Consider the following 22,378-nt stretch of genomic DNA (forward strand, 5'->3'; position numbering starts at 1 on the left):
CGCGCTTCAATCGGCAGCTATTTTTGTAAGCCTGTAAAAGGCAAATGCCTACCTCTGCCGTCTTCTAGAGAAACTGTTTCTATTGAATTGAAATAGATCAGTGATCCTAATTATCTAATTCGAGAATCAATTTATGAGTTTTACCTCTTTGGGTCTATCTGCTCCAATTCTTAAAGCTATTGAAGAGCAAGGTTATGACAAGCCATCACCTATCCAAGCGCAAGCAATTCCAGCGGTCTTGGAAGGTCAGGATGTAATGGCTGCGGCTCAAACGGGTACTGGCAAAACGGCGGCATTTACACTTCCTATTTTGGAAATTTTGTCTAAAGGCCCTAAGGTTCGCCATAATCAAGTTCGAACGCTTGTATTGACGCCAACTCGTGAATTAGCCGCTCAGATTTATGACAACGTTGTAAAGTACAGCAAGCATTTGCCTCTATCTGCAACGGTTGTATTTGGTGGTGTTAAAATCAACCCGCAAATGCAGAAGCTTCGCCAAGGCAGTGATGTTCTAGTGGCAACACCTGGTCGCTTGTTGGATCTTTATAATCAAAATGCAGTTCGATTTGATCAATTAGAAATGCTGGTTCTTGATGAAGCTGACCGCATGCTTGATATGGGCTTCATTCGCGATATTCGTAAAGTTCTAGCTTTCCTACCAAAGAAGCGTCAAAACTTACTATTTTCAGCCACTTTTTCAGATGATATCCGCAGCCTAGCAAAGGGTTTAGTCAATAACCCTGTTGAAATTTCAGTAAACACGGCTAACTCAACAGCGGTAACGGTAGAGCAAAGTATTTACCCTGCGGATAAGAGCAAAAAAAGTGCGATGCTTGCTAAGTTAATTAAAGATAATGATTGGCGACAAGTGTTGGTATTCAGCAAGACAAAGCATGGTGCTAACCGCTTGTCACGCTACCTTGAAGGGCAAGGTATTACGTCTGCACCTATTCATGGTAACAAAAGCCAAGGCGCAAGAACGAAAGCACTTGAGAACTTTAAAACGGGTCAAGTACGAGTATTGGTTGCAACTGATATTGCTGCTCGCGGTATTGATATCCCACAATTGCCTCAAGTGGTTAACTTTGATCTGCCAAACGTGTCAGAAGATTATGTACACCGTATTGGCCGTACTGGTCGTGCTGGCGAAGTGGGCAAGGCTATTTCGTTGGTTACGGCTGAAGAAACGTATGAACTATTTTCGATTGAGCGTCTGATCCAACAAGTTCTGCCTCGTCATCAACTAGAAGGCTTTATTCCAGAAACGACATTGCCTGAATCTAGACTAGATACGCGCCCAATTAAGCCTAAGAAACCTAAAAAGCCAAAAGTCGATCATGCTGATGGACAACGCTCTGGTGGCAATGCACGTGGTAATAAACCTGCTGGCAAGAATAAGCGTCATGTTGCAAGTAATGGCAATTCGAATAATTCTAACCGCAAACCTGCAAACAAAGGTGGAAACGCGGGCGGAAAATCGGAAGGTGAAAACCGTCCAGCAAGAAATACCGGCGGTAACGCAAATAAAGGTAAGCAGGGTAACGGTCAAAACCGTGGTGCAAATAAACCAGCAGGTGAAGGCGCTAGTCGCAGTCGTCGCCAAGGTCCATCTTCGGGTAAACCGCAACGTAGAAGTTCACCAAAAGCATAGAGATACTGTGAATTGATGACGTAATAAATATTTAAATGAAAGACCTCGTTAATTAGCGAGGTCTTTTTGCATCCAATGGCATGGAGTTGATGAAAAACCTATTCTTTAGCCTTTAGCCTTTAGCCTTTAGCCTTTAGCCTTTAGCCTTTAGCCTTTAGCCTTTAGCCTTTAGCCTTTAGCACGATCATGATCCCTCCGAGTATTAATGCTGAGGACATGACAAAATGCATGGTGATATTTTCACTCATAAATAGAACCCCTCCAACCGCCGATAAGACAGGAACCAGTAATTGCAATGACGCGGCTCGAATGACACTGAGTTGAGGTAACACATAATACCAAATAGCATATCCGACGCCTGATGCTAAAGAACCTGAGGCACAAGCGAGTAATAGGCCTTGAAGGGTGTAATGCGCTTGATGCAGGCTGAGTAGAAAAAGAATTACAGCGAACGGTAAGGTTCGGATGAAATTGAATCCAGTATCGATGAGAGGCTGTTTAGACGAACGACCATTAATGGTATACATTCCCCACGCAACGCCTGACACCATCATCAATCCGAATCCAAATAATGATGGTGTGTCTACGTTAGGCAGTACAAGGTAAAGGAAACCTGAAAAGGCAATGATCATTCCCCATATTTCATTTCGAGTTACTTTGTTTCCAGACAGTAAACTATTGATTAGCATGGTTGCTTGTACTGATCCAAATAGGATCAGTGCACCTGTTGCAGTGTCTAAAGATAAATAACCGACAGAGAATGTTACCGCATAGACAAATAGTAAGATCCCTGCTTTCCAGCTTCCTTTTTGTCTATTTTGAGAGTGACAACTTTGAGAATCATTGCTTTGAAAATCACAGCTTTGAAAGTCATTGCTTTGATAGTCACAGCTTTGAGAGTGAACGCGTGGTGGTAAATATAATTTGATAAGAGCGTAGAGTGTGATGGCACCTGAAAATAATCGGATACTCGTAAAGCTACTCGCATCGATTAATTCAGATCCCAAAGCAAGTCGAGATAAGACAGAATTAGCAGCAAAGGCAATTAGAGCTAGGGTAGTAAGGGGTATTATAATCAAGTCGTAATCTCAGAAGTGAGGGGTGAGAGCCGTCCCAATGTAGACCGTGAACTGGCACGTTTAATTTCGTTATTACTCAAAATTAAGGCGCTGAAAAACATCAGCGCCATTGTTTATGATTGAGAGAAAAGAGATTAAACGAGTTTAAACTTATTGAGTTGCTCTTGAACGTTAAACACTTCCTCTTTATAGCTGGTCACAATAGTGTTTAACTCATTGGCAAGAACGCCAGTTTGGTCTGCAATTTCTGATAATGTATCGACATCTTTATCGACATCTTCGCTGGCTTTCGATTGTTCAGTTGTTGAATTGGCAATACTCGTAATGTGCTCGCTGACTTGCTCAATCACTGACTCCAGTTTAGCCACGCTCTCTCGTACTACATCAACCGATACAAAAGTGTCATCACTCGCTTGTTTACTCTTATTCATGTTGCTAACAGACTTATTCGTATTGGTGGTGATTTTTTCCAGTAGCTTACTGATACTTTCAGTCGCTTCTTGGCTACGATGAGCTAAATCACGTACTTCGGAAGAGACAACGGCGAAACCGCGCCCGTGTTCACCTGCTCGTGCGGCTTCTATCGCGGCATTCAATGCCAATAAATTAGTCTGTTCTGAAACGGCGCTGATGGTCTCTACAATTTGGCTGATACTTTGCGTATCTTGCTCCAGTTCGAGCATGCAAGCTTCTGTTTCGTTAATCTGAGTAATCAGCCCTTCTACAGAATTAAATGAAGCTTCACTTTGGGATTGGCACTCTAGAACTTGGCTCTTCATTTCATCGGTTTCAGTTAGCGCCCTTTCAGCAGAGGCGGCAATCTCAAGGCTAGACTGAGATAACTCCGTCATTGCGGTGGCTATGTTTGCACATTTAGCGGTGGTTGATTGACTACTCTGACCTAGCTCTTGAGCGTTGCTTACAATCGTGTTCAATCGTTGTGTGCTGTTGTTATTGGTATTAGTGACATCCGATAATAACGAGCGGATATTCTGGGTGAGTTGATTTATGCTACGAGAAATATATGAAATTTCATCTTTACCTACTGAGTTAAGCTCAACACTTAGATCTCGTTGTTCAGACATGTTACCCAAGTGCGTCGTGAGAGACCCAACACGATGACGCAGGCCTGTAACACAAAATACAAGAGCCCATAAGAGACACGCTCCAATGAGAATTGTCGCCACTAGCAGTAAGTTTTGTAAGTTGTTTGCTCGAATGGCTTGTTCAGTAGAAATGGTGCTGATTTCAGTTTGAAGTTGGTTGCGTACTTGGTTAATCAGCTTGATTTGATCTGTTGCTAATCCAAACCATGAGCTTGCATCAGGCCCATCGATATTATTGAGATTGGACTTTTGAGATAAGAATGAGTCCTTAATTTGATTCACATTTTTCCATGTCGACGAGTTTCTCGCGAGCTCTAACTGCTGTTGGAATTGAGTCGGCATTTCAATTTTTGCTCTGCGCAGAGCATAATTGCCAGAGCTGATGTAATTTTGCACATTGGCGTAAATCGCAGCCGTTGCATTACCTCGTGAGAACACGCCATTTAGCGCCCCACGAACTTGCCCAGCACGCTCTTTCATGACAACGACAGAGGTTAATGCTTTACCAAGAGAGGCTATTTCAGAATTATTAATACTGGCGAGCAGCATGATTGCGTTATCAATGGCGAGCTGGTTGAGATCCGAGTAGTAAGCAAAAGGAGACAAGTTGGGACGTAAGGTATCTACTTGACGGCGAACTTCACTTAAACGGCTTAATTGTTTTTGAACATCACCCATTAAATTCGACGTTAACTCTGGCTTTATGTGAACAGGTGAAAAGCCTTTAAGTGCTTGTATATGAGAATCTGCAACCTTACGCTGCTTTTTTAATTTCTCTACTTGAGCGGCTTTACCTTTACTGCCTAGCACTCCAGCAGTAAGTCCACGCTCTACCGCCAAGTTATGAGCAATGTTGTCATAGAGGATCACAAGCTCTACCACTTCTTGATCTTGCGAAGAAAGCGATGATTCTTGTTTAAATTCAATGACAGATAAGCTGGCTAAAATTATGGATAGGGTTAAAGGTATTCCTGCGATAATGGTGACAATAATGTAGAGGGGGAACTGGCGTAGTAGTGAGCGCATTGATAAATCCCTAGCTGTATTTTTATAATTATAGAAATCCTAGTTAGAGTATAGGTGCTGTTTTTGTGGATTTCATTATCAACAAATGAATCAATTATCAAAAATGAGATTTTTTGTAATTAATGTGATCGAAGTGTTGTTGATTGTTGCTATTTATGTAATTTGTATGCATTTATAATTTTGAACTAAACAAGCGGAGTACCTCTATCAATCTGCGTTTAGTATTAAAGACAATACTTTGTTAGATGAATAACTTATAAAGCGCTCACTAGCAAAATCATGCTAATTTGCAAAATGAAAATGCGTTATGCAAAAAATCAAAGATTATCGCTTTAAAAGTGTGCGTAATGGCATATAAAATGGACATTTAAAGTTGGCACACATTCTGCATTATTAATAGTGACCCTTCTTAAGCCGAGGGTCACCTAGCCAACTGACGTTGTTAGTGAATGATACCTTGTTCACACAAATATATAGCCAATCACAGTTTTTGTGGTTGGTTTTTTTTTGCATAAATTTGCGCAGTATGTGCGCCCTTCCTTAAATTATAAATTTAATGTCCTGATATTGATTTTTCCTGTGATCGTTTAGACAGTATGCGTAAGTATTAGTACTTATATTCACCATTTCTGAATCAGGAGTGGGTTAAGCATGGCACGGTCTTATTTCAATAGTACACATAGAAAAAACTATAAATTCAGTTTGTTACTGTCAGTAATGTTTTCTGCAACCCCATTGGCAGCCGTAACCGATCTCACACCTGAAAAAACGCTTCCTTTGCCCACTGGCGATCAATGGATAGAACATGCGAAAGAAGGCTTACAGCCATACTGGTTAATGGAATCTGCGAAAGGAGTTCCGGAAGGCAATTTCCCTACATTCCGTTGTGATAATGGTGAGGTGTTAGATGTTAATAACGTCTGTCCCGAATTAAACCTTAGCTGGATATCACCGCATTTTGATCGTGACTACACTCGAATGAAGTCTCGACAAATATACGCGTATGGGGTGATTTATCATCTGACTGGTAATGAAGAAGCGCTCGCTTTGGCAAAGTCTGGTGTCGATTTTCTATTGAGAAATCGAATAGATAACGAACATGGTGGGTTCATCAGCTTCGTTAAAGATGGACAACCAGGTTTGGAGTGGCAACAGAGAACATCACAAGATCAAGCATATGCGTTAGTTGGTTTGGCTTTTTATTACTACTTGACTCGTGATCCTGTAGTGGAAAAGGCATTAATTAAACAGCAAGCATTCATTTTTGAGCAGTATAAGAACCTCAAAAATAATGATTTGAATTGGGTGTTAAGAGATGGCGATGAGCAGAGTGCTAAACAGCGAGAGTTGGTGGCTCAACTCGATCAGATCAACGGCTATCTGCTGCTTGTCACCCCGTTATTACCCGAGAAAGTGCAGAAAAAATGGCGTCAGGATCTTTATTGGCTAACAGATCAAATGACGAAACAGTATTATTCTGTGGAAGAGAAACGATACTATGGTGCTATTCATCACAAAGCAATGATGATGCAAGAGGCAAAGCACAATGATTTTGCTCACACAACAAAAGCATTCTGGATGACCTATCTGGTTGGAAGATATTTTGATAATACAGATTGGGAAACATTGGGTGAACAAGGGATGCGAGTCACCGTCGACAGAGCCAGTAATACTTATGATTTTTCAATAGCGGAAGCTTACTTCATTGAACCGCTGAAAACCCAGTGGCATGGACGAAAAAAGGTCGCAGGTTGGAAGAGCCGGCCTTATAACCCATGGACCTCTTCTTGGGAGTGGGCGGAACTGGATCAATCTTCAATGACATTAAACATGTTGGATGGCAGTCGGATCACCCAGCAATCGGATACACAGCATGCTTTCATGAATGCTTGGGTCGATCATCAATATGGTGGGGTAGGGTTAAACTCCAGAAGTACTAAAGCGTTCCATTGGGGTAATGGTTACCATCAATTTGAGCATGCATTAGTTGGGTATTTAAGCGCCAAACAGCATTACAAGAAGCCTGCTCAGCTCTATTTTGCATTACCGGAAGGCTACGAAGGCGTTATCGAACCTTATTATTATCAAGGTGATATTCAAACCAAGCAAAGACTGGGTAAAATTGAACAGATTGAAGGCTTAACAAAACAACGTATTAGCTTTGTTCATATAACGCCTTAATGGTGTGAGTTTTGAATATAAAAAAGGAAGGCTAAGCAAAAGTGGCTTAGCCTTTATTTTTTTGTGCTGTTCACTGTCGGTTACTCATCTATTTTCTTTGATATTACTCTTCACCACATTTCGCGTAGCAACTTGGCTTTCTAGGGCATGAGCCGCCTCTAGAGCAAATTAAACGAGCCTCAGTTTCAATGCCGCGTTCTATCCAGTTAATGTTCAGGATTTTTGCAATCGTCGTGAGATCTTTCTTAATATGCCTTGGGATGATCACGGATCCACCATTACTCACACAGGACGCTTTTAGCTCTTCAGCAATGGATCGGGAATCCCCACCTTGTGCATCAATTGCTGGGTTTAAATCAATACCAGCGCATAACACTCGATTGTTGCCTGCAGGATCTGTCATGTTGACCGATTCGCAACAGTAGATTCTAGGCTCATCGCCAACATTCAGTATGGATATTTGTGCTGAGCTGCCAGCTTTGGGTTCAGAAAGGCGTCTAAATACCGCCCAATGCTGACAAGGATCTGCAACGGTTCTCATGTTACCCCAAGGTAGAGGAATGCCATTACCGCGATAGACTGCTTTTAGTTTTCCTGGGCCATAGGCATCGAAATAGTGCCAGTGTGGGTAAGGTGAAACAACCGTCATTCTTCTCATTGCAACAGATGGGGAGACCCCTGCGAGTTTGTGTACGTCAATTTCATAACCGCTGCGATCCAGTAACTGGCGGAAAGGGACTTTAGGGCAGAGCAACGCGCCAGCAAAAAAGCTTGATTCAAAGTCGCGCCAAGCTTGTAAGATATCTTGTGAATTGAGTACCGAGGTTGGTTCGCTAGATCCGCTGTCTTCCCAACTGCTGTTATGCCCAACTGAAAGTACACTCTTCAGGCCTTCTTTACTGTGTAAAATACAGTGGCCGATGTAAACCGCCAGATCGTACTTCAGGCGAGTAGGGTACTGCTTGAGTATTTCATTGAGGTAAATGGTACTTGGTGGCTCAAAAAAAGAGGTGACTAGCTGCTTTGCGTTGATGCCTAATTCGTCGACTACATCTTTTGGGGTTCGGTTGACCCAGCGAATTTGTATCCCCAAACTCTTCGCAATGTCGATCAAATCTTCAACGGCTAAATTTAATCTCTTAAGTCCAACCTCTTCTGCTGCTCGTTCAAGGTCAGGGAAGTGATTTTGTAAGCTCTCTTGGTGTGCTCGAATTAAAAGATGAGCAAATTGGCGCCCTGTGATTCCCGTCTGCGACAACATTTCAGGTATCGCTATTTGTAGAATGTCATTAGAGAACAGGAAGCTTGGCTCTAATGCCATTCCACTGATCCCCCCCCTATTTCCCTTATCTGGAGTGATTGCTTGTTGCTCCGGTTCATCATCTAAAAACCAAGTGGGTTCTTTTTGAAAAACGTTCGCGATGACTTCTAGCATATCGATGCTTGGGACACGCTTTCCTCGCTCAATCATCGAGAGATAAGAAACAGATGGCGCGTACTCTGGGTTGACGCGTATACATCGTGCAGAGAGATCTTCCATTGTTAAATGGTTACGTTTTCTAAGGTTCCTAATTTTAGTCCCTAAGAAATGTGACTGTCTGACTAAGCTTTTTGATAAGGCCATTTTGTAAAATTCACACTGTAAAATTTTTGTTGTGAAATTGTAGTCAAAAAAGTTGTAGTCTACAAACTAAGCAATTCACAAACCGATAACAAAAATAAACATCTGTTTGGAATAATTGCTCTAGAACACAGTTTTGATGAGTTAATCACCACGTTTGCAGAGTAAAAATAGAGCTGAAGACAGGGATAGTTAACCAACAATATAGTTAGCCAAGAGGGAAAGACTATGAATATGCTTACATTCGATAAAACAGAAATACAAAAACAAAACAAACCATTTATCGCTGAAGCTGTCTTTGCCGTAGAGACTATCAGCGCAAACCAGCAGAGCGAAAAGCAGATCAAAGCTAAACAGCTACTTGATAGACTTTTTCCACTAGAAAATGGTACTCATCAAGATGTAACAAGCTACGTAATTGATTATCGCCACGTTCTGGCTTACTTCAAAAACGGTCAGCACAGTGGTTTGAAACACCCAAAACACTTTGTAGCATACATGGGAGAAAAGTCGGACCCTGCTTCAATTCTCCTGAAAGATGGTAGTGGTAGCCACCTTGAGGTTCAGTTTGGCTGTCGTAAGGGGACAGGTTGTGTTGAGCTGATTAGTATCGATGATATTCAACTCGAAACTTGCACCACATTTAGCCAAATCCCAACAGAGTCGAGCATGGCAGCCATGCGTCATTGGGTTAGCTTAGTAAAAGGTGATGAGCGTGGAAAACCAAGAGCATGCAGCGAAGATAAAGAATTTACAGCGAAAAGTGGTGAAGATTACTGTCTAGATTACTGTTTTAATATCTAGTGATACTAAACCGAAAGAAGGCTTCCTTAATGGGAAGCCTTCTTTGTTTCAATCTGAGATAACTAAATGGGTAGTTACTGAGTTGGGTTGTTACTGAATTGGGCTATTACTGAATTAGCTGAAACGGGATCGGCAAAAATGTATGTGCAAAACTAAATCGGCATTACTCGATTTCGACCTAGTTTTTTTGCTTCATATAATAGTTTGTCTGCACGATCAATCAATTGAATTGGCGACTCACCTTCAATAAATTCGGCCACCCCAAAAGATGCTGTGATATTCCCAACTTGTTTGCCACTGCGTCGATCTTTTACCGATAGTTTTTCAATGCTACGGCGGTTAGTTTCTGCAAATTGGCGTGCAATTCTGAGAGATTTATTTGGTACGATGATTGCGAACTCTTCACCACCAAAGCGATAAGCGGTAATGCCATCTCTACAACTGAGCTGGAGCCGACGAGCAATGCCTTTGATAACGGTATCACCAAATAGATGACCGTACTCATCGTTGAATGATTTGAAATAATCAATATCTGCTAAAATCAGGCACATAGGTTGATTTGCTTTGCACAATGTCTCTAAATCGCGATCAAATGAGCCTCGGTTATAAAGACTAGAAAGGCTATCAAAAAGCGCGTCTTTTTGCACATCCACAAGCTGTGACTTCAAACGAGAAATTTCTTCGCTAGCCGTGGTCAACTGAGTATTCAAAAATTGAGTCGAGTGACGAATATCTCTAGATTCAGACACCAGCTTTCTGATCACTTTCATGACTTCATCCATGGACAAGCCTTCATCTTCCACACGAGAAAGATTACTGAAGCTTTGGTTGATCATATCTGAAAATGCCGAAGTGTCAGCAAGCGTATCATTCATAGAGTGAGCGACTTCATTGATCAAAACTTCAATACTGGCGCGTAATTCATTCATGTTTGTTTCAGAACGACTCGCGACATAATTATTGTAAAGTTGCTCGGCAGTTGCTGGTGGGCAAATACCATAATGTTCAATAATGCCGTCCATCTCACGATTAAGTTGAGGAATGGCATTATCAACGTAGGTATACCACAATGCATAATTCGCCGGTGTCGTTGAGACACGGTTCTTCATCATCAGTGGAACTGCTTTTTTAAGATTAGCCGTAGATTTTTGAAATTCGTCTTTTTTCATTATTCATTCTATTAATTGAATTACTAATGGCTAGCTTGACTATACGATCACTTAGTTTGACGAGAAAAGGCATAATTACAAAAAACTTGAGTTCATTGAACCTGTAATTAATGGTACTTTAACGAAAAACCCTCATTGGTGCAATGTTTCGTACAAAGTACTAACAAATTCAAGCGCTTTTAGTGAGAAACCTCTGTTATTCTAGTTAATCCTTGCCTATTTTGCGATCTAAATTGCAGACTTTATTAAATGTATGGGCAGAGTTACTTATCTATAGAAGTGAATGAATGGACTACGGAATGATAACTCTGCCGATTAATAGAGATCCGATGCTTAGCTCGATTGCGACAAATTTGGTGAATTGCTTTTTTTCAATGCAATGAGTATCTGTGGAAGTAAAGAGGTGATGATCATACCAGCCATCAGTGCGTATTGGAGCAATGTAAAAGATTCACCTAACAGAAGTAATCCCGTAATAATTCCCGCAATTGGATTTGCGATCCCCCCAAATGTGAAATCGACGACAGACATTCGCTGCAGTAACCAAACGTACATACCATACCCAAACGCAGTATTTAGAATCACTAACCAACTTAAGCCAGCTACATTTTTGAAGTCAACTTGAGCTAATGCATGAGTGTAAACGTTGGGGTTCATAACAGAATGCAGTGCAGCCGCTAAGCTTAAAATCGCTCCGCCAATAATTAACTGCCAACTTAAAACCTTCCACCAATGCATACGGTTTCCAAGTGATTTTGTTATGCCGCTGCCGATCACAATGCAGAGAATGGCCGTTACCATGGCCAATAAACCAACGGGGTTCAGTGTAATAGAGTTAGGATCGAATAATTTCCACGCCAAAAAAATCAGTAATGTCCCAGATATTGCCTGAACAGTTGTCGGACGGCGCTTATATCTTACCCAGTGGAACAGCATGGCAAAAACAGGGACAGAAACCATTCCCACACCAGAGATGGCAGAAGGAAGGGTTAAAGCCATCACAAAGATCAAGCTAAAGAATATGGCAATGTTGATTAAACCTAAACTGAACAGAATTCGCCATTCACCTTTTTCTGGCAAACTCGGTTTTAGCATGAGTAAGAGTAAACCAGCGGGGAGCGCACGGATTGCTCCTAATAAAAGCGGAGGCCAGTCGGGTAAAGTGTATTGAGTCACCGCATAGGTGGTACCCCAAAAGAAGGCAGGGATCATCGCTAGAAGTATATTCATATTAATTATCTTTATGTGAAGATATTTGTGTGTAATCTACGCTTTAAATTACGCACTGTAAAGTATCTTTATGTTAAGACACTTCGTGCTAAGATACTTAATCTTGATGTTTGAATCTGCGGAGTAGGGTATATGGATGCGATTGATAGAGTTGTCGCTCAGTGGGCAAAAGAGAAGCCTGAATTAAATACTGATCCGATGGCATTAATGGGACGTTTGATGCGTGTGACTAAACACATGGAAGCAGAGGTGGCTACGTTACATAAGCAATATGATCTAAAAATGGGGGAATTTGATGTACTGGCTACGCTACGCCGAGCGGGACAACCGTATAAATTAACCCCTTCAGAATTGATTGAATCAATGATGCTTACCTCTGGTGCTATGACGAACCGACTCGACAAGCTTGAAGGGAAAGGTCTTATCGAGAGAGAGCATAGTAAGAAGGACCGGCGCAGTGTGACGGTGATATTAACAACCACAGGATTGAATTTAATTGAAGAAATGATAGAGCAACATGTCGATATTCAAACCCGTTTAGTGACGGCATTAACGCCAGATCAGATTCAACAGGCCAATGGATTATTAAAAAACTTGTTGGCCGATTTTGAGTAATGGCTCTCAGATGAATTGAAAGAGATTTGTTATCAATAATAGTATGTTCATTTACCAATAAGCACTAACTTATGATGACCTTAAAATCGATTGAAGACTACCTAGAACAATGTGTCGCGGCAGAATCGAGTTATCCATTTGGACCTGAGGCTTTAGTATTTAAAGTCAAAGGTAAAATGTTTGCGTTAACGTCTCAGACCTCAGATGATCCCTATGTGACGTTGAAATGTACGCCTGCCGATGGGGAAGTGCTCGTCAGTGAATTTGATGCCATTCGTCCGGGTTATCATATGAACAAGAGACACTGGATTTCGGTTGCAATGAATGGTGATGTTGATGAAGCGATGCTGCAAGATTTGGCCGTTCAATCGTATAAGTTGGTGGTCAGTAAATTAAAAAAATCGGACCGTGAAGAGCTTAATAACTCAAACCAGTGATGCTCTTAAACCATATAAATTGATAGTGAGATTCCCATTATTATTGACACTTAGGGGCTATGTATCAAAAGCTATGTATCAAAAGGAATTTGATGATGAAAGCGAATTACGACCTGATTTCACAACAGTGGATTGAAATACGAAAGGAATTGCCTACCCCAGATAAGGTTTTGTTTAATGAGTTTGTTCATTGTTTGCCGTTCAATTCGCGTATTCTTGATCTAGGCTGCGGTACTGGTATTCCCATTGATCAGTTAATGCTTAAGCATGGTTATCAAGTGCTTGGTGTTGATTGTTCTGAAAACCTACTGGAAACTGCAAGATCTTTACTTCCTGAAGCCCAATTTATTCAAGCAAAATTAGAAACCTATGATATCGGGAGTATTTATCAAGGGATCATTATTTGGGACTGCTTATTCCATATACCCCGAGAACACCACGAAGAGATTTTGAGGAAAGTGTATAACGCACTAGATAAGGATGGCGTGGCCATCATTTCAAGCGGTGGTAGTAAAGAAAATATTCCAGCATTTACCGGAACCATGTTTGATGTAGAGTTTTACTACGATGCCTACCCAGTCGATGAGCTCGTTAATCTATGTAGACAGATTGGTTTTTCCATATTGAAACAGAAGTTAGTCAATAAACCCGATGGAATTCGAGACAAAGGTCGTCTTGGATTATTACTGATTAAAGAGTAAAACAATTAGACGACAAATTTGTGCAGAAAGGAGTTCTCACACCGATGAAGTCATTGATATGGATGGTAGGAGCTTTAGTGTCATTTTGTATGTTGGCGATTGGAGCAAGAGAACTGAGTGGTGAAATCGGAACTTTCCAAGCACTTTTCTTGCGTAGTATTTTTGGATTGCTGATTATTAGCGGGATTATATTATCTCTTGGTAAGCGTTCTCTTTTATCAACTCACCGCTTACGAACTCATGCCTTTCGTAACGTATTTCACTTCATTGCTCAGTATGGCTGGTTTCTTGGCATCGCTTTATTGCCACTGGCGGAAGTGTTTGCGTTGGAGTTCACCGTGCCATTTTGGACGGCAATTATTGCAGCCATTTTTTTGAATGAACGATTAACCTTGAAAAAGGGAATCTCCATTTGCGTTGGTATGCTTGGCGTTTTAGTTATAGTGCAGCCTGGAAGCGATATATTTGATAGCAATTCATTCATCGTCTTAGGTGCTGCTGTCTGTTTTGCTGTAGCCCACACATCAACGAAATCATTATCCAAAACCGATGAGCCACTGACTATCGTTTTCTATATGTGCTTAATTCAGTTACCGATGGGGTTAGTGTTGTCGATTGGGGACTGGGTCATGCCGAATAGCAATCAATGGTTCTGGGTTGGAGTAATCAGTTTTACTGCTCTATCCGCTCACTTTTGTATGAGTAAAGCTCTGCAAATGACGGAAGTGACAACGGTGACTATTTTAGACTTTCTGCGCTTACCTTTAATCGCGGTCGTTGGGATTATCTTCTACAATGAACCGTTTGATAGCGCCTTGATTTGGGGTGGTTTGCTTATGTTGATTGGTAACATCTCTAACTTGTATCAGCGAAAACCGTCAAAACGTAATTTAAAAAACGCATCTTAATGACGAATAATAGAAAAGGGCGATACTGAAAAGTATCGCCCTTAAATGTTGGTAGTGATTGTTGATTGCGTATTGCTTATTGCTTATTGCGAATCATTTTACGTAGACGAGCACGACGCTCTGCATCACCTTGGCTCGCATCACTAGGATTGTTTGTGCGCGTTTTACGGTTTTTGAAAGCCGGCTTTGAGTGCATTTTTTCAATTAGTGCGTCTCGGTTTTTTGGCTCATAACCTTCAAGCTCTTTACGGTAGATACGCTGACCAATAAGAGTCTCAACTTGCTGTAGCGTTAGCTCTTCTTCGCGGTTTACAAAAGAGACAGCATGACCTTTTTGACCTGCGCGACCAGTACGACCGATACGGTGAACGTAATCTTCAGCTAAGAATGGCATATCAAAGTTAACCACATGCGGCAGGTTCTGAATATCTAGACCACGAGCAGCAACATCCGTTGCAATCATCACACGTGCTTTGCCTTCTTTAAACTCATCTAATGCGCGGCGGCGTGCACTTTGTGCTTTATCGCCATGACAAAGAACCGCTTTAATTCCGTCTAGTTTGAGCTCTTTAACAAGTTCATTTGCGGTCTCTTTATAGTTTACAAATACGAGAACTTGTTTCCAGTTCTTACGACCGATCAGTTCAGAAAGCATCTCACGCTTTCGTGCTTGCTCTACAGGATAAACAACGTGTGCGATTGTATCTGCGGTGACATTTTCACGAGCAACGGCAATACGTTTCGGTTGGCGAAGGATCTCACCTGCCAGTTTATTCATTTGCGCAGAGAAGGTCGCAGAGAACAGCATCGTTTGTGGCTTAGATGCGATACCTGACATGATTTTTTCAATCGCTGAAATGAAGCCCATATCAAGCATACGGTCAGCTTCATCAAAAACAAGGAACTCTAGGTTAACTAAAGAGACGTTTTTTAGCTCTAAGTGCTCAATTAAACGGCCTGGAGTTGCAACAAGGATGTCAACACCTTGCTCTAACGCTCGCTCTTGAGATGACATTTTTGCGCCACCGTAAATCGCGACAGTCTTAAGCTCTGTATATTTGGTGTAGTCTTGGACGTTTTGCGCAATTTGAGCAGCAAGTTCACGTGTTGGTGCAAGGATCACCGCACGAGCTTGGTGACGGCTACGTGGCTTTGCTTTATCTAAAATATTTTGCACAATTGGCAATGCAAATGCAGCGGTTTTACCCGTACCTGTTTGAGCATTAGCAAGAATGTCGTGGCCACGACGAGCCATCGGAATCGCTTTCTGCTGAACAGGTGTTAACTTCTCATAACCACATTCAGTAAGAGCTTTGACGATTTCGGGAGAAAAATTTTGTGATGCAAATGACATATCTTGTTCCTAAAACTAACGGCTAATACCAAACATAAGCATAACCAAAAATACGGCCGCAGATTATAGTGCAATAAATCCAGAGTGGGGGACTTATTTTTTATAATCACTAAATATAATGCCCAGTTAGCCAATTTATTGTTTAAATTGACACAATAATAGCTCAAATGAGCTTGGTGTTGGTCAGTAACTTGGACATTGAGCTTCAAAAGTCATTTATGAAATACGATTTAAGGATGAAAGTTATGGTAATAGCCTTAAGACCAATGCGAGAAGAAGAGTATCCTGCCTTTTGTGATTATTTTATAGCGGATTACAGCCAAGAAATTGCGAAAAACTATGGCCATTCACTTGAACTTGCACAGACATTGGCTCGTAAAGACCTTTTACGTAGTTTCCCTGATGGATATAAAACAGATGTACATAAACTACTGTGTATTGAGGCTGAGTCTCGCGTTGTCGGGTATTTGTGGCACTGTCCAAATGAAGCGGAACACTCTACGTTTATCTATGATTTTTATGTGGATGAATCATGTCGCGGTAAAGGGTATGGAACCGAAGCGTTGAAGCTGTTGGAAGGGCAGTTAGTCAAGGGTGGGATTGTTCAAATCAAGCTTAGAGTGGCTTATCACAACAAACGTGCATTGGCGTTATATCAAGAGACGGGCTTTATGGTTACTGGATATAATATGTCGAAGAATTTGAGATTAGGTGGAATTATTTAGCGACACAAAAGGCTCCGAAAAGGGGGAGCTTGATGTTACTTAACGCATTTTAGTTATGATTAATAAGTAGATATATGAACTAACGTATATCTACTTATTCCTATTTTTATTGACGAGTTGGGTTGATTGTTAATGGCTCGAATGTTGCCGTTGCATTACCACTAGCGGCTGGGTGATCCACATAATCAGTGTCTTGCATTAAGGTGTAAAATACGTCAACAAAGTCATCATCATTTACTAATAGACCATCGGGGATTGCGTCTATTATTTTACCTGTAATTTGAGGAATGATGGCATAAGCTTGAACTTCTGGATCTGGTATCAACTTCAAGACTTCCTCTGCTACTTTGACTAACAACTTGCCAAGTTCCTTGTAGTCGGTGCCATCATCTTGCTCCATTAGGATAAGATCTGCTGCACCCCAACGGTAGCGAGACCACTGAATCATGATCTGATTAGGGTGGTAATCTTGATTGTCGTAGTCTAAGTACGGCATTTCTACTAAATCAACAATTGGCTTATCGCGGCTCGGGTTGATACCAGTCACAATGGCATAGATTTCTGCTTTGCCCGAGATCCAAGGTTCTTGATCATCGGCTAAGCGAATTTTTTTCAGTATGGTTGTTGAAATCGGTTGTGGATCATCAGACGTTATATCTTTTTGCATTGTTGCGGTCGCAAAAGAACCGTTGTCTGTTTTCCTGGTGCTGAGTGATATGCCGTTATCAAGTTTGTTCATCTCATTCCGCATTGCTTGTACACCAGCGGTGAGCTCTCTACTACTATTACTATCAACTACAAAAACTGGAACATCTGGTAATTGGTCAACATCCAGCTGGTGGACTTGGCCATAAACATCAAATGCTTCAATATACTGCCATGTTTCGTCATCCCCTTTGGGTTCGAATGCAAATAATGGACTCTGGCCTTCTTTCCACTCTTTGACCATCGATATATCAGCAATACGCAACTCTAATATTTCAGGAGTGAATTCTTCAATACCTTTCATTGAACGAATTTGAGCGTCGGCCATTACCATCTTTTGACTGAAGTCAGCATTTGGTTGAGATTCGAATAATTGAGAGACAGAAATATTTAAATGTTGAGCATTAATCTGCGTTTTTAATGTTGTTTCAAGATCATTGTAGCTTTGACTAAGCTGTCTCGCGAGTTCACGTTTTTGCTGAGTAATGGCATTTGCATTAGATTGTGCAGACGAGTTGGTGGCGGTTTCATCTGTTTGACAACCAACTAAAGTGACTGCGAAAAGTAATGAAATGGGTGTTATGTATTTCATAATAATCCCCTTTTAATATTTGAGTTAGAGTAATAACTCTATAGCTCAACATTATCACTGTATGAGGATGCTTTCATTTATAAATGTCACGAATAATTATATTTTCACACAAGATCAAATATTCAGTTAGCAAAGGTTAAATTAACGATTGATAATATAGTGAAGAGAATTGAGGCTTGAGCGGTATCGATCTTAGAGAATACATCTAAAGAAATGGTTATATTTTGTTTAAGTGAACAGCATCGCTCACTCAACTTCACAGGAGCGATACTAAAACATCACATGATGGCAAACACGAAATATATGTCTCAATGAGTCCCTGAGAAAAATACCAAAAGGTAGTGCTTACTTATTTTTGAGAACTGGCTGGGGCTGTGAGCTCGGAGACAATATCGCAAGTTGTTCTGATATGTCATTAGCGGAAACGGGTTCGCTAAATAGGTAGCCTTGAGCGATGTTGCATTTCAGCTCATTAAGAATATTGAGTTGTTCTTCCTCTTCAATACCTTCGGCAATTACTTTATAGCCTAGTTTATGCGCCATATCGATAATTGAACCAATTAAAAGATGCGTTTTGTCATCAGATAAAAGATCATCGATAAAGTACTTATCAATTTTTAAGTAGTCGACATTGAGATGTTTTAGCGATGCGAAAGATGAGTATCCAGTCCCAAAATCATCAATAGCAATAAGTACACCGATCTCTTTTAATTTCTTAAAGGCTGAAATATTTTGTTGTTGAGTTTGGTCGATCGTTTCAGTGACTTCTAATTTTAAGTTTTGCGGTGCTATCCCTGTCTCTTCAAGCACTCGTTTAATCAATGGAATGAAGTCATCATCAAGGAAATGACTTGGCGAAACATTGACGGCTACGATTAAGTGAGGGTTTCCCGCTTTTATCCAAGAGACGGTTTGAGTGCATGCTTTTTTTAATACGCTTTCAGTCAATGGTTTAATCATGCCGATTCGTTCCGCAATTGAAATAAATTCAAAAGGTGAAACTTGCCCAAGGTGAGGGTGATGCCAGCGTGACAGAGCTTCAACACCAATGAGTTTACCAGTTAGGAAATCAAATTGAGGCTGATACACCAAAGATAGCTCATTGTTATTGATAGCGTCTCTCAAAAGCTGTTCTACTTGAAAGCGATACTCCGCTTTGAGCAATAGATCTTCATTGTAGAAAATATAGTGGTTTTTGCCGTAATCTTTAGCTGAATATAGTGCAATATCAGAGGCTTTTAATAGTGTTTTCAGATCGGAACCGTCATCGGGATAAGTCGAAATTCCGATACTGCAAGTTTGAATACATTTGCGGCCCGCAAGAGATGAGGGCATAGATATAAGCTTTAAACACTCTTTTGCAATAGATTCTGCATTTGAATTATTACCTTGCTCCTTGATGATAAGGCAGAATTCATCCCCACCTAGACGAGCATGACAGCATACATTCTCTTTTAACGCAGTGAGTCGAGTTGCTATTTGTTTGAGGTGCTGATCGCCCACATCATGCCCTAAGCTGTCGTTAATATTTTTGAAACTATCAAGATCGATATACAAAAGGCTGAAACGTAGATCATGTTCTTTTGATTCAATGATAAGTTTTTCGAGTGCTTGATAAAAATGGGCACGGCTAGATAACCCGGTAAGTTCATCGACAAAAGCTAATGATTGGATGCGTTTTTGATTCTGATCTCGCTCCATGACAATCCCCGTCAGCATGGCAGCAGAAATAAGATCTTTAGACTCTTCATCGTTAGGTACTGCGGGGTGATCATAGTACATGCCAAATGCACCTAGGACTTCACCAGAGGAGCTTTTTACTGGTTCAGACCAACAGCACCGCATTCCATGAGGTAGGGCGACATGCTTAATTGCAGCCCACTTGGGATCCGTTTCAATATTAGCAACTATGACTCTTTTCCCTGTGTATGTAGAGGTCCCGCAAGAGCCAATATTAGGCCCAATTTTTAAGCCATGAACCGCATCGCAATACTCTTTCGGCAAGCTAGGTGCTCCGCCGTGAAGTAGTGTATCGCCTTCAAGTTCTAGCATTGAACATCGTAGCCCTGCATGCCTGCTTTCATACAGCAGCCCAATCGCGTTATAGATTTTTTTAGCTGGCTCACCTTTGGCAATCATCTCCAGAATTTGGTTATGACTTTGAGTGAAGGTTTCAGCATGTCGCTGTTTGGAAATATCTAAATGGTAACCAATAATATTGGTAGGCGAACGGTCAGAGTTTCGAATTAATTTAATGGCGCAAGAATGCAATAGGACATAGTAATTATCTTTGTGAATCATCCGAATTTCAGTTTCATAAGAGAGTGATTGACCTGAAATATAGGCAAATAATTTTTCTAAAGTGGGTTCTTTGTCATCGGGGTGAATTAATTGAATCCATGTATCAAGAGTATTACTCAGCTCATGATCATCGTATCCCAGCATTTTTTTCCAACGGGGGGAGTAATAAATTTCATTTGTTTCTAGGTTCCAGTCCCATAAGCCTTCACTGGCATTAATCAGTGAACGAGTAAATCTACCTTGGCTGACAATTAGCTCAGTTTTCAATTGTTCATTTGTTTTCTGAATGGACTCAAGTTTACTTTGAAGCTGATTAATTTGTTCTAATAATGGGAGACTGGATGTCATATTGACTCTCTTCATTTATTGCATAGATAGGGAAAATAACGACGACTAACCCTTTAATTATTATTTTATCATTGTAGCGCTCTTTCGCGCTTTATAAAGGTTCGAGTGTGAATTATAAGCACTTCATAATGTAAATTGGAACTTAGATTACAGTTGGTGTGAAGATGAAGGTATTAAAGAAAGGTATGATGTTTTTCAAATGAAATGCGAGTAGAAAAATTGAGAGAGTTTGCTGTCATAACGGGTTATAACAGCAAATAAGTCATTATTTAAGTAGTAGATTCCGCGTCACTGATTCGTTCACGGCGTTCTTGCTCTTCATAATAGGCGGCTTCTATTTCATCTAAAATACCATCAACATCAGCGCTAGTGGTATCTTCTTCGAAAAGACCTGTAAGTTCGGTATCAGGAGTAAGAAGCCCTTTTTCGTATAACGCCCACATCTCTTTTGCATATTGCGTCGCCGCGAGTTGAGGAGCAAATTGAGCATAATAGCTCGTCATGTTATTCACATCTCGTGCTAGCATTACTTCTGCATTATTATTAGCCGATGCATCTACTGCTTGAGGTAGGTCAATAATCACAGGGCCGTATTCATCAACGAGGACGTTAAACTCGGATAAATCACCATGTACAATTCCGGCACACAGCATACGAGTCACGTAGACCATCATTTGAGCGTGATCTTCAAGAGCTTGTTCTTCAGACATCATGACATCATTAAGGCGTGGAGCAACGTCACCATCTTCGTCTGTAATGAGATCCATCAATAGAACACCATCAAAACAGCCGAAAGGACGAGGGACTCTAACTCCAGCTTCTGCGCATTTATATAACGCATCAACTTCAGCGGTTTGCCAAGCTTTCTCTTGCTGAGCGCGGCCATATTTCGAGCCTTTTTCCATCGCTCTACCACGACGGCTATTACGGCTTTTTCGACCTTCTTGATATTGTGCGGCTTTTTTGAAACTGCGCTGACTTGCTTCCTTATACACTTTGGCGCAGCGAATTTCTTCACCACAAAGTACTGTGAATACGGAGGCTTCTTTACCACTCATTAATTGACCGATAACATCGTCAACAAGACCGTCGTCAATTAGTGGTTGTATACGTTTTGGAATTTTCATCGCGCCGTTATACCTTACTTAGACTGTTAACGATATATTTTTAATGAGTGATAACTTAATTAGCGGTATGTTTGTACCGTACCATTAGGTTTAAGCCACTTCATTAATGATGTTCTGTTAAAAAGTGAGCAAGAGTAACACTATGAAATGGTCACTTTTTCTATGATGATAGGCTCGCAAGGCACATCATCATGCCCGTGTTTAGACGTTGTTTTTACTTGTGCGATTTTATTGACCACATCCATTCCCGCCATGACGTCACCAAACACGGCGTAGCCCCAGCCTGCATTCGTTGTGGCAGTATGATCAAGAAAATCATTATTGTCTAAGTTGATAAAAAACTGTCCCGTAGCGGAATGCGGGGCATCGGTACGAGCCATTGCTAGAGTACCTATCATATTTTTACGACCACGATTCGCTTCGTTTACAATGCAGGCACGAGTCTCTTTCTCATCCATTTCGTGAGTAAAACCACCACCTTGAATCATGAATCCTTTAATCACTCGGTGAAAAATAGTGCCAGTATAGAAGCCATCTTGGCAGTATTTTAAGAAGTTTTTTGAGCTTATAGGGGCTTTTTCTAAATCAAGGCTAATTTCTATATCGCCGACATTGGTGGTGAAAATAATCATGGTTATTGCTGCATCAGAATGAAATTTAGTCGCGGAGTATACGCAATTACAACCCTGTATCATAGA

18 protein-coding genes are annotated in these 22,378 nt (G+C 41.0%); 8 read left to right on the top strand and 10 right to left on the bottom strand.

The window, feature by feature from the left end; genetic code table 11:
- Positions 1–133 precede the first annotated feature (133 nt).
- Positions 134–1,651 carry a DEAD/DEAH box helicase gene (locus tag F0249_RS02480; RefSeq protein ID WP_017054450.1) on the top strand — a complete coding sequence of 506 codons (1,518 nt, stop codon included), beginning with the start codon at positions 134–136 and terminating at the stop codon, positions 1,649–1,651.
- A 161-nt stretch (positions 1,652–1,812) separates the two neighbouring features.
- Here F0249_RS02480 and F0249_RS02485 read toward each other — a convergent pair whose 3' ends face one another.
- The gene (locus F0249_RS02485; RefSeq protein ID WP_171755755.1) at positions 1,813–2,730 is read right to left on the bottom strand and encodes a DMT family transporter; all 918 of its coding nucleotides are present in this window, start codon (positions 2,728–2,730) and stop codon (positions 1,813–1,815) included.
- A 134-nt stretch (positions 2,731–2,864) separates the two neighbouring features.
- Positions 2,865–4,862 carry a methyl-accepting chemotaxis protein gene (locus F0249_RS02490; protein WP_171755756.1) on the bottom strand — a complete coding sequence of 666 codons (1,998 nt, stop codon included), beginning with the start codon at positions 4,860–4,862 and terminating at the stop codon, positions 2,865–2,867.
- A gap of 717 nt (positions 4,863–5,579) precedes the next feature.
- Here F0249_RS02490 and F0249_RS02495 point away from each other — a divergent pair.
- Positions 5,580–7,043, top strand: coding sequence for an AGE family epimerase/isomerase (locus tag F0249_RS02495; RefSeq protein WP_171755906.1), 1,464 nt, complete (start codon positions 5,580–5,582; stop codon positions 7,041–7,043).
- A 103-nt stretch (positions 7,044–7,146) separates the two neighbouring features.
- Here the strand turns inward: F0249_RS02495 and F0249_RS02500 are convergent, their stop codons facing one another.
- Positions 7,147–8,667 (bottom strand): DUF3612 domain-containing protein, encoded by a 1,521-nt coding sequence (locus tag F0249_RS02500; protein ID WP_084654819.1) that lies wholly within the window; start codon positions 8,665–8,667, stop codon positions 7,147–7,149.
- 225 nt (positions 8,668–8,892) lie between these two features.
- Here F0249_RS02500 and F0249_RS02505 point away from each other — a divergent pair, with 225 nt between their 5' ends.
- Positions 8,893–9,468 (top strand): malate synthase, encoded by a 576-nt coding sequence (locus tag F0249_RS02505; RefSeq protein ID WP_017054445.1) that lies wholly within the window; start codon positions 8,893–8,895, stop codon positions 9,466–9,468.
- A 152-nt stretch (positions 9,469–9,620) separates the two neighbouring features.
- On the opposite strand, the gene F0249_RS02510 is transcribed toward F0249_RS02505, so the two are convergent.
- Complete coding sequence (locus tag F0249_RS02510; protein WP_017054444.1) at positions 9,621–10,637, bottom strand: GGDEF domain-containing protein; 1,017 nt, start codon at positions 10,635–10,637, stop codon at positions 9,621–9,623.
- Between the two features lie 333 nt (positions 10,638–10,970).
- Positions 10,971–11,867, bottom strand: coding sequence for a DMT family transporter (locus F0249_RS02515; protein WP_171755757.1), 897 nt, complete (start codon positions 11,865–11,867; stop codon positions 10,971–10,973).
- Between the two features lie 132 nt (positions 11,868–11,999).
- Here F0249_RS02515 and F0249_RS02520 point away from each other — a divergent pair, with 132 nt between their 5' ends.
- From F0249_RS02520 to F0249_RS02535, 4 genes are all read left to right on the top strand, one after another.
- Positions 12,000–12,482 (top strand): MarR family winged helix-turn-helix transcriptional regulator, encoded by a 483-nt coding sequence (locus F0249_RS02520; RefSeq protein ID WP_113800126.1) that lies wholly within the window; start codon positions 12,000–12,002, stop codon positions 12,480–12,482.
- 71 nt (positions 12,483–12,553) lie between these two features.
- Positions 12,554–12,919, top strand: a complete 366-nt coding sequence (locus tag F0249_RS02525) for an MmcQ/YjbR family DNA-binding protein (RefSeq protein WP_171755758.1) — start codon at positions 12,554–12,556, stop codon at positions 12,917–12,919.
- 92 nt (positions 12,920–13,011) lie between these two features.
- The gene (locus F0249_RS02530) at positions 13,012–13,620 is read left to right on the top strand and encodes a trans-aconitate 2-methyltransferase (RefSeq protein ID WP_253825270.1); all 609 of its coding nucleotides are present in this window, start codon (positions 13,012–13,014) and stop codon (positions 13,618–13,620) included.
- 44 nt (positions 13,621–13,664) lie between these two features.
- Positions 13,665–14,528: a DMT family transporter gene (locus F0249_RS02535; RefSeq protein ID WP_171755760.1), complete on the top strand. Its 864-nt coding sequence runs from the start codon at positions 13,665–13,667 to the stop codon at positions 14,526–14,528.
- A 76-nt stretch (positions 14,529–14,604) separates the two neighbouring features.
- On the opposite strand, the gene F0249_RS02540 is transcribed toward F0249_RS02535, so the two are convergent.
- Positions 14,605–15,882, bottom strand: coding sequence for a DEAD/DEAH box helicase (locus tag F0249_RS02540; RefSeq protein ID WP_017054438.1), 1,278 nt, complete (start codon positions 15,880–15,882; stop codon positions 14,605–14,607).
- 245 nt (positions 15,883–16,127) lie between these two features.
- Between F0249_RS02540 and F0249_RS02545 the strand changes: the two genes are divergently transcribed.
- Positions 16,128–16,607, top strand: coding sequence for a GNAT family N-acetyltransferase (locus tag F0249_RS02545; RefSeq protein ID WP_171755761.1), 480 nt, complete (start codon positions 16,128–16,130; stop codon positions 16,605–16,607).
- A 106-nt stretch (positions 16,608–16,713) separates the two neighbouring features.
- Here F0249_RS02545 and F0249_RS02550 read toward each other — a convergent pair whose 3' ends face one another.
- From F0249_RS02550 to F0249_RS02565, 4 genes are all read right to left on the bottom strand, one after another.
- Positions 16,714–17,904 (bottom strand): DUF3103 domain-containing protein, encoded by a 1,191-nt coding sequence (locus F0249_RS02550; protein WP_017054436.1) that lies wholly within the window; start codon positions 17,902–17,904, stop codon positions 16,714–16,716.
- Positions 17,905–18,249: 345 nt separating this feature from the next.
- Positions 18,250–20,553 carry a GGDEF domain-containing phosphodiesterase gene (locus F0249_RS02555; RefSeq protein ID WP_171755762.1) on the bottom strand — a complete coding sequence of 768 codons (2,304 nt, stop codon included), beginning with the start codon at positions 20,551–20,553 and terminating at the stop codon, positions 18,250–18,252.
- Between the two features lie 269 nt (positions 20,554–20,822).
- A complete protein-coding gene (locus F0249_RS02560) occupies positions 20,823–21,680 on the bottom strand; it encodes a PA4780 family RIO1-like protein kinase (protein WP_017054434.1) in 858 nt (285 codons plus the stop codon).
- Between the two features lie 140 nt (positions 21,681–21,820).
- On the bottom strand, positions 21,821–22,312 hold the full coding sequence (locus F0249_RS02565; protein ID WP_171755763.1) for a peptidylprolyl isomerase: 492 nt from the start codon (positions 22,310–22,312) through the stop codon (positions 21,821–21,823).
- Between the last annotated feature and the right edge of the window lie 66 nt (positions 22,313–22,378).

The organism is Vibrio sp. 03-59-1 (assembly GCF_013114135.1).
GTDB lineage: Bacteria > Pseudomonadota > Gammaproteobacteria > Enterobacterales > Vibrionaceae > Vibrio > Vibrio cortegadensis.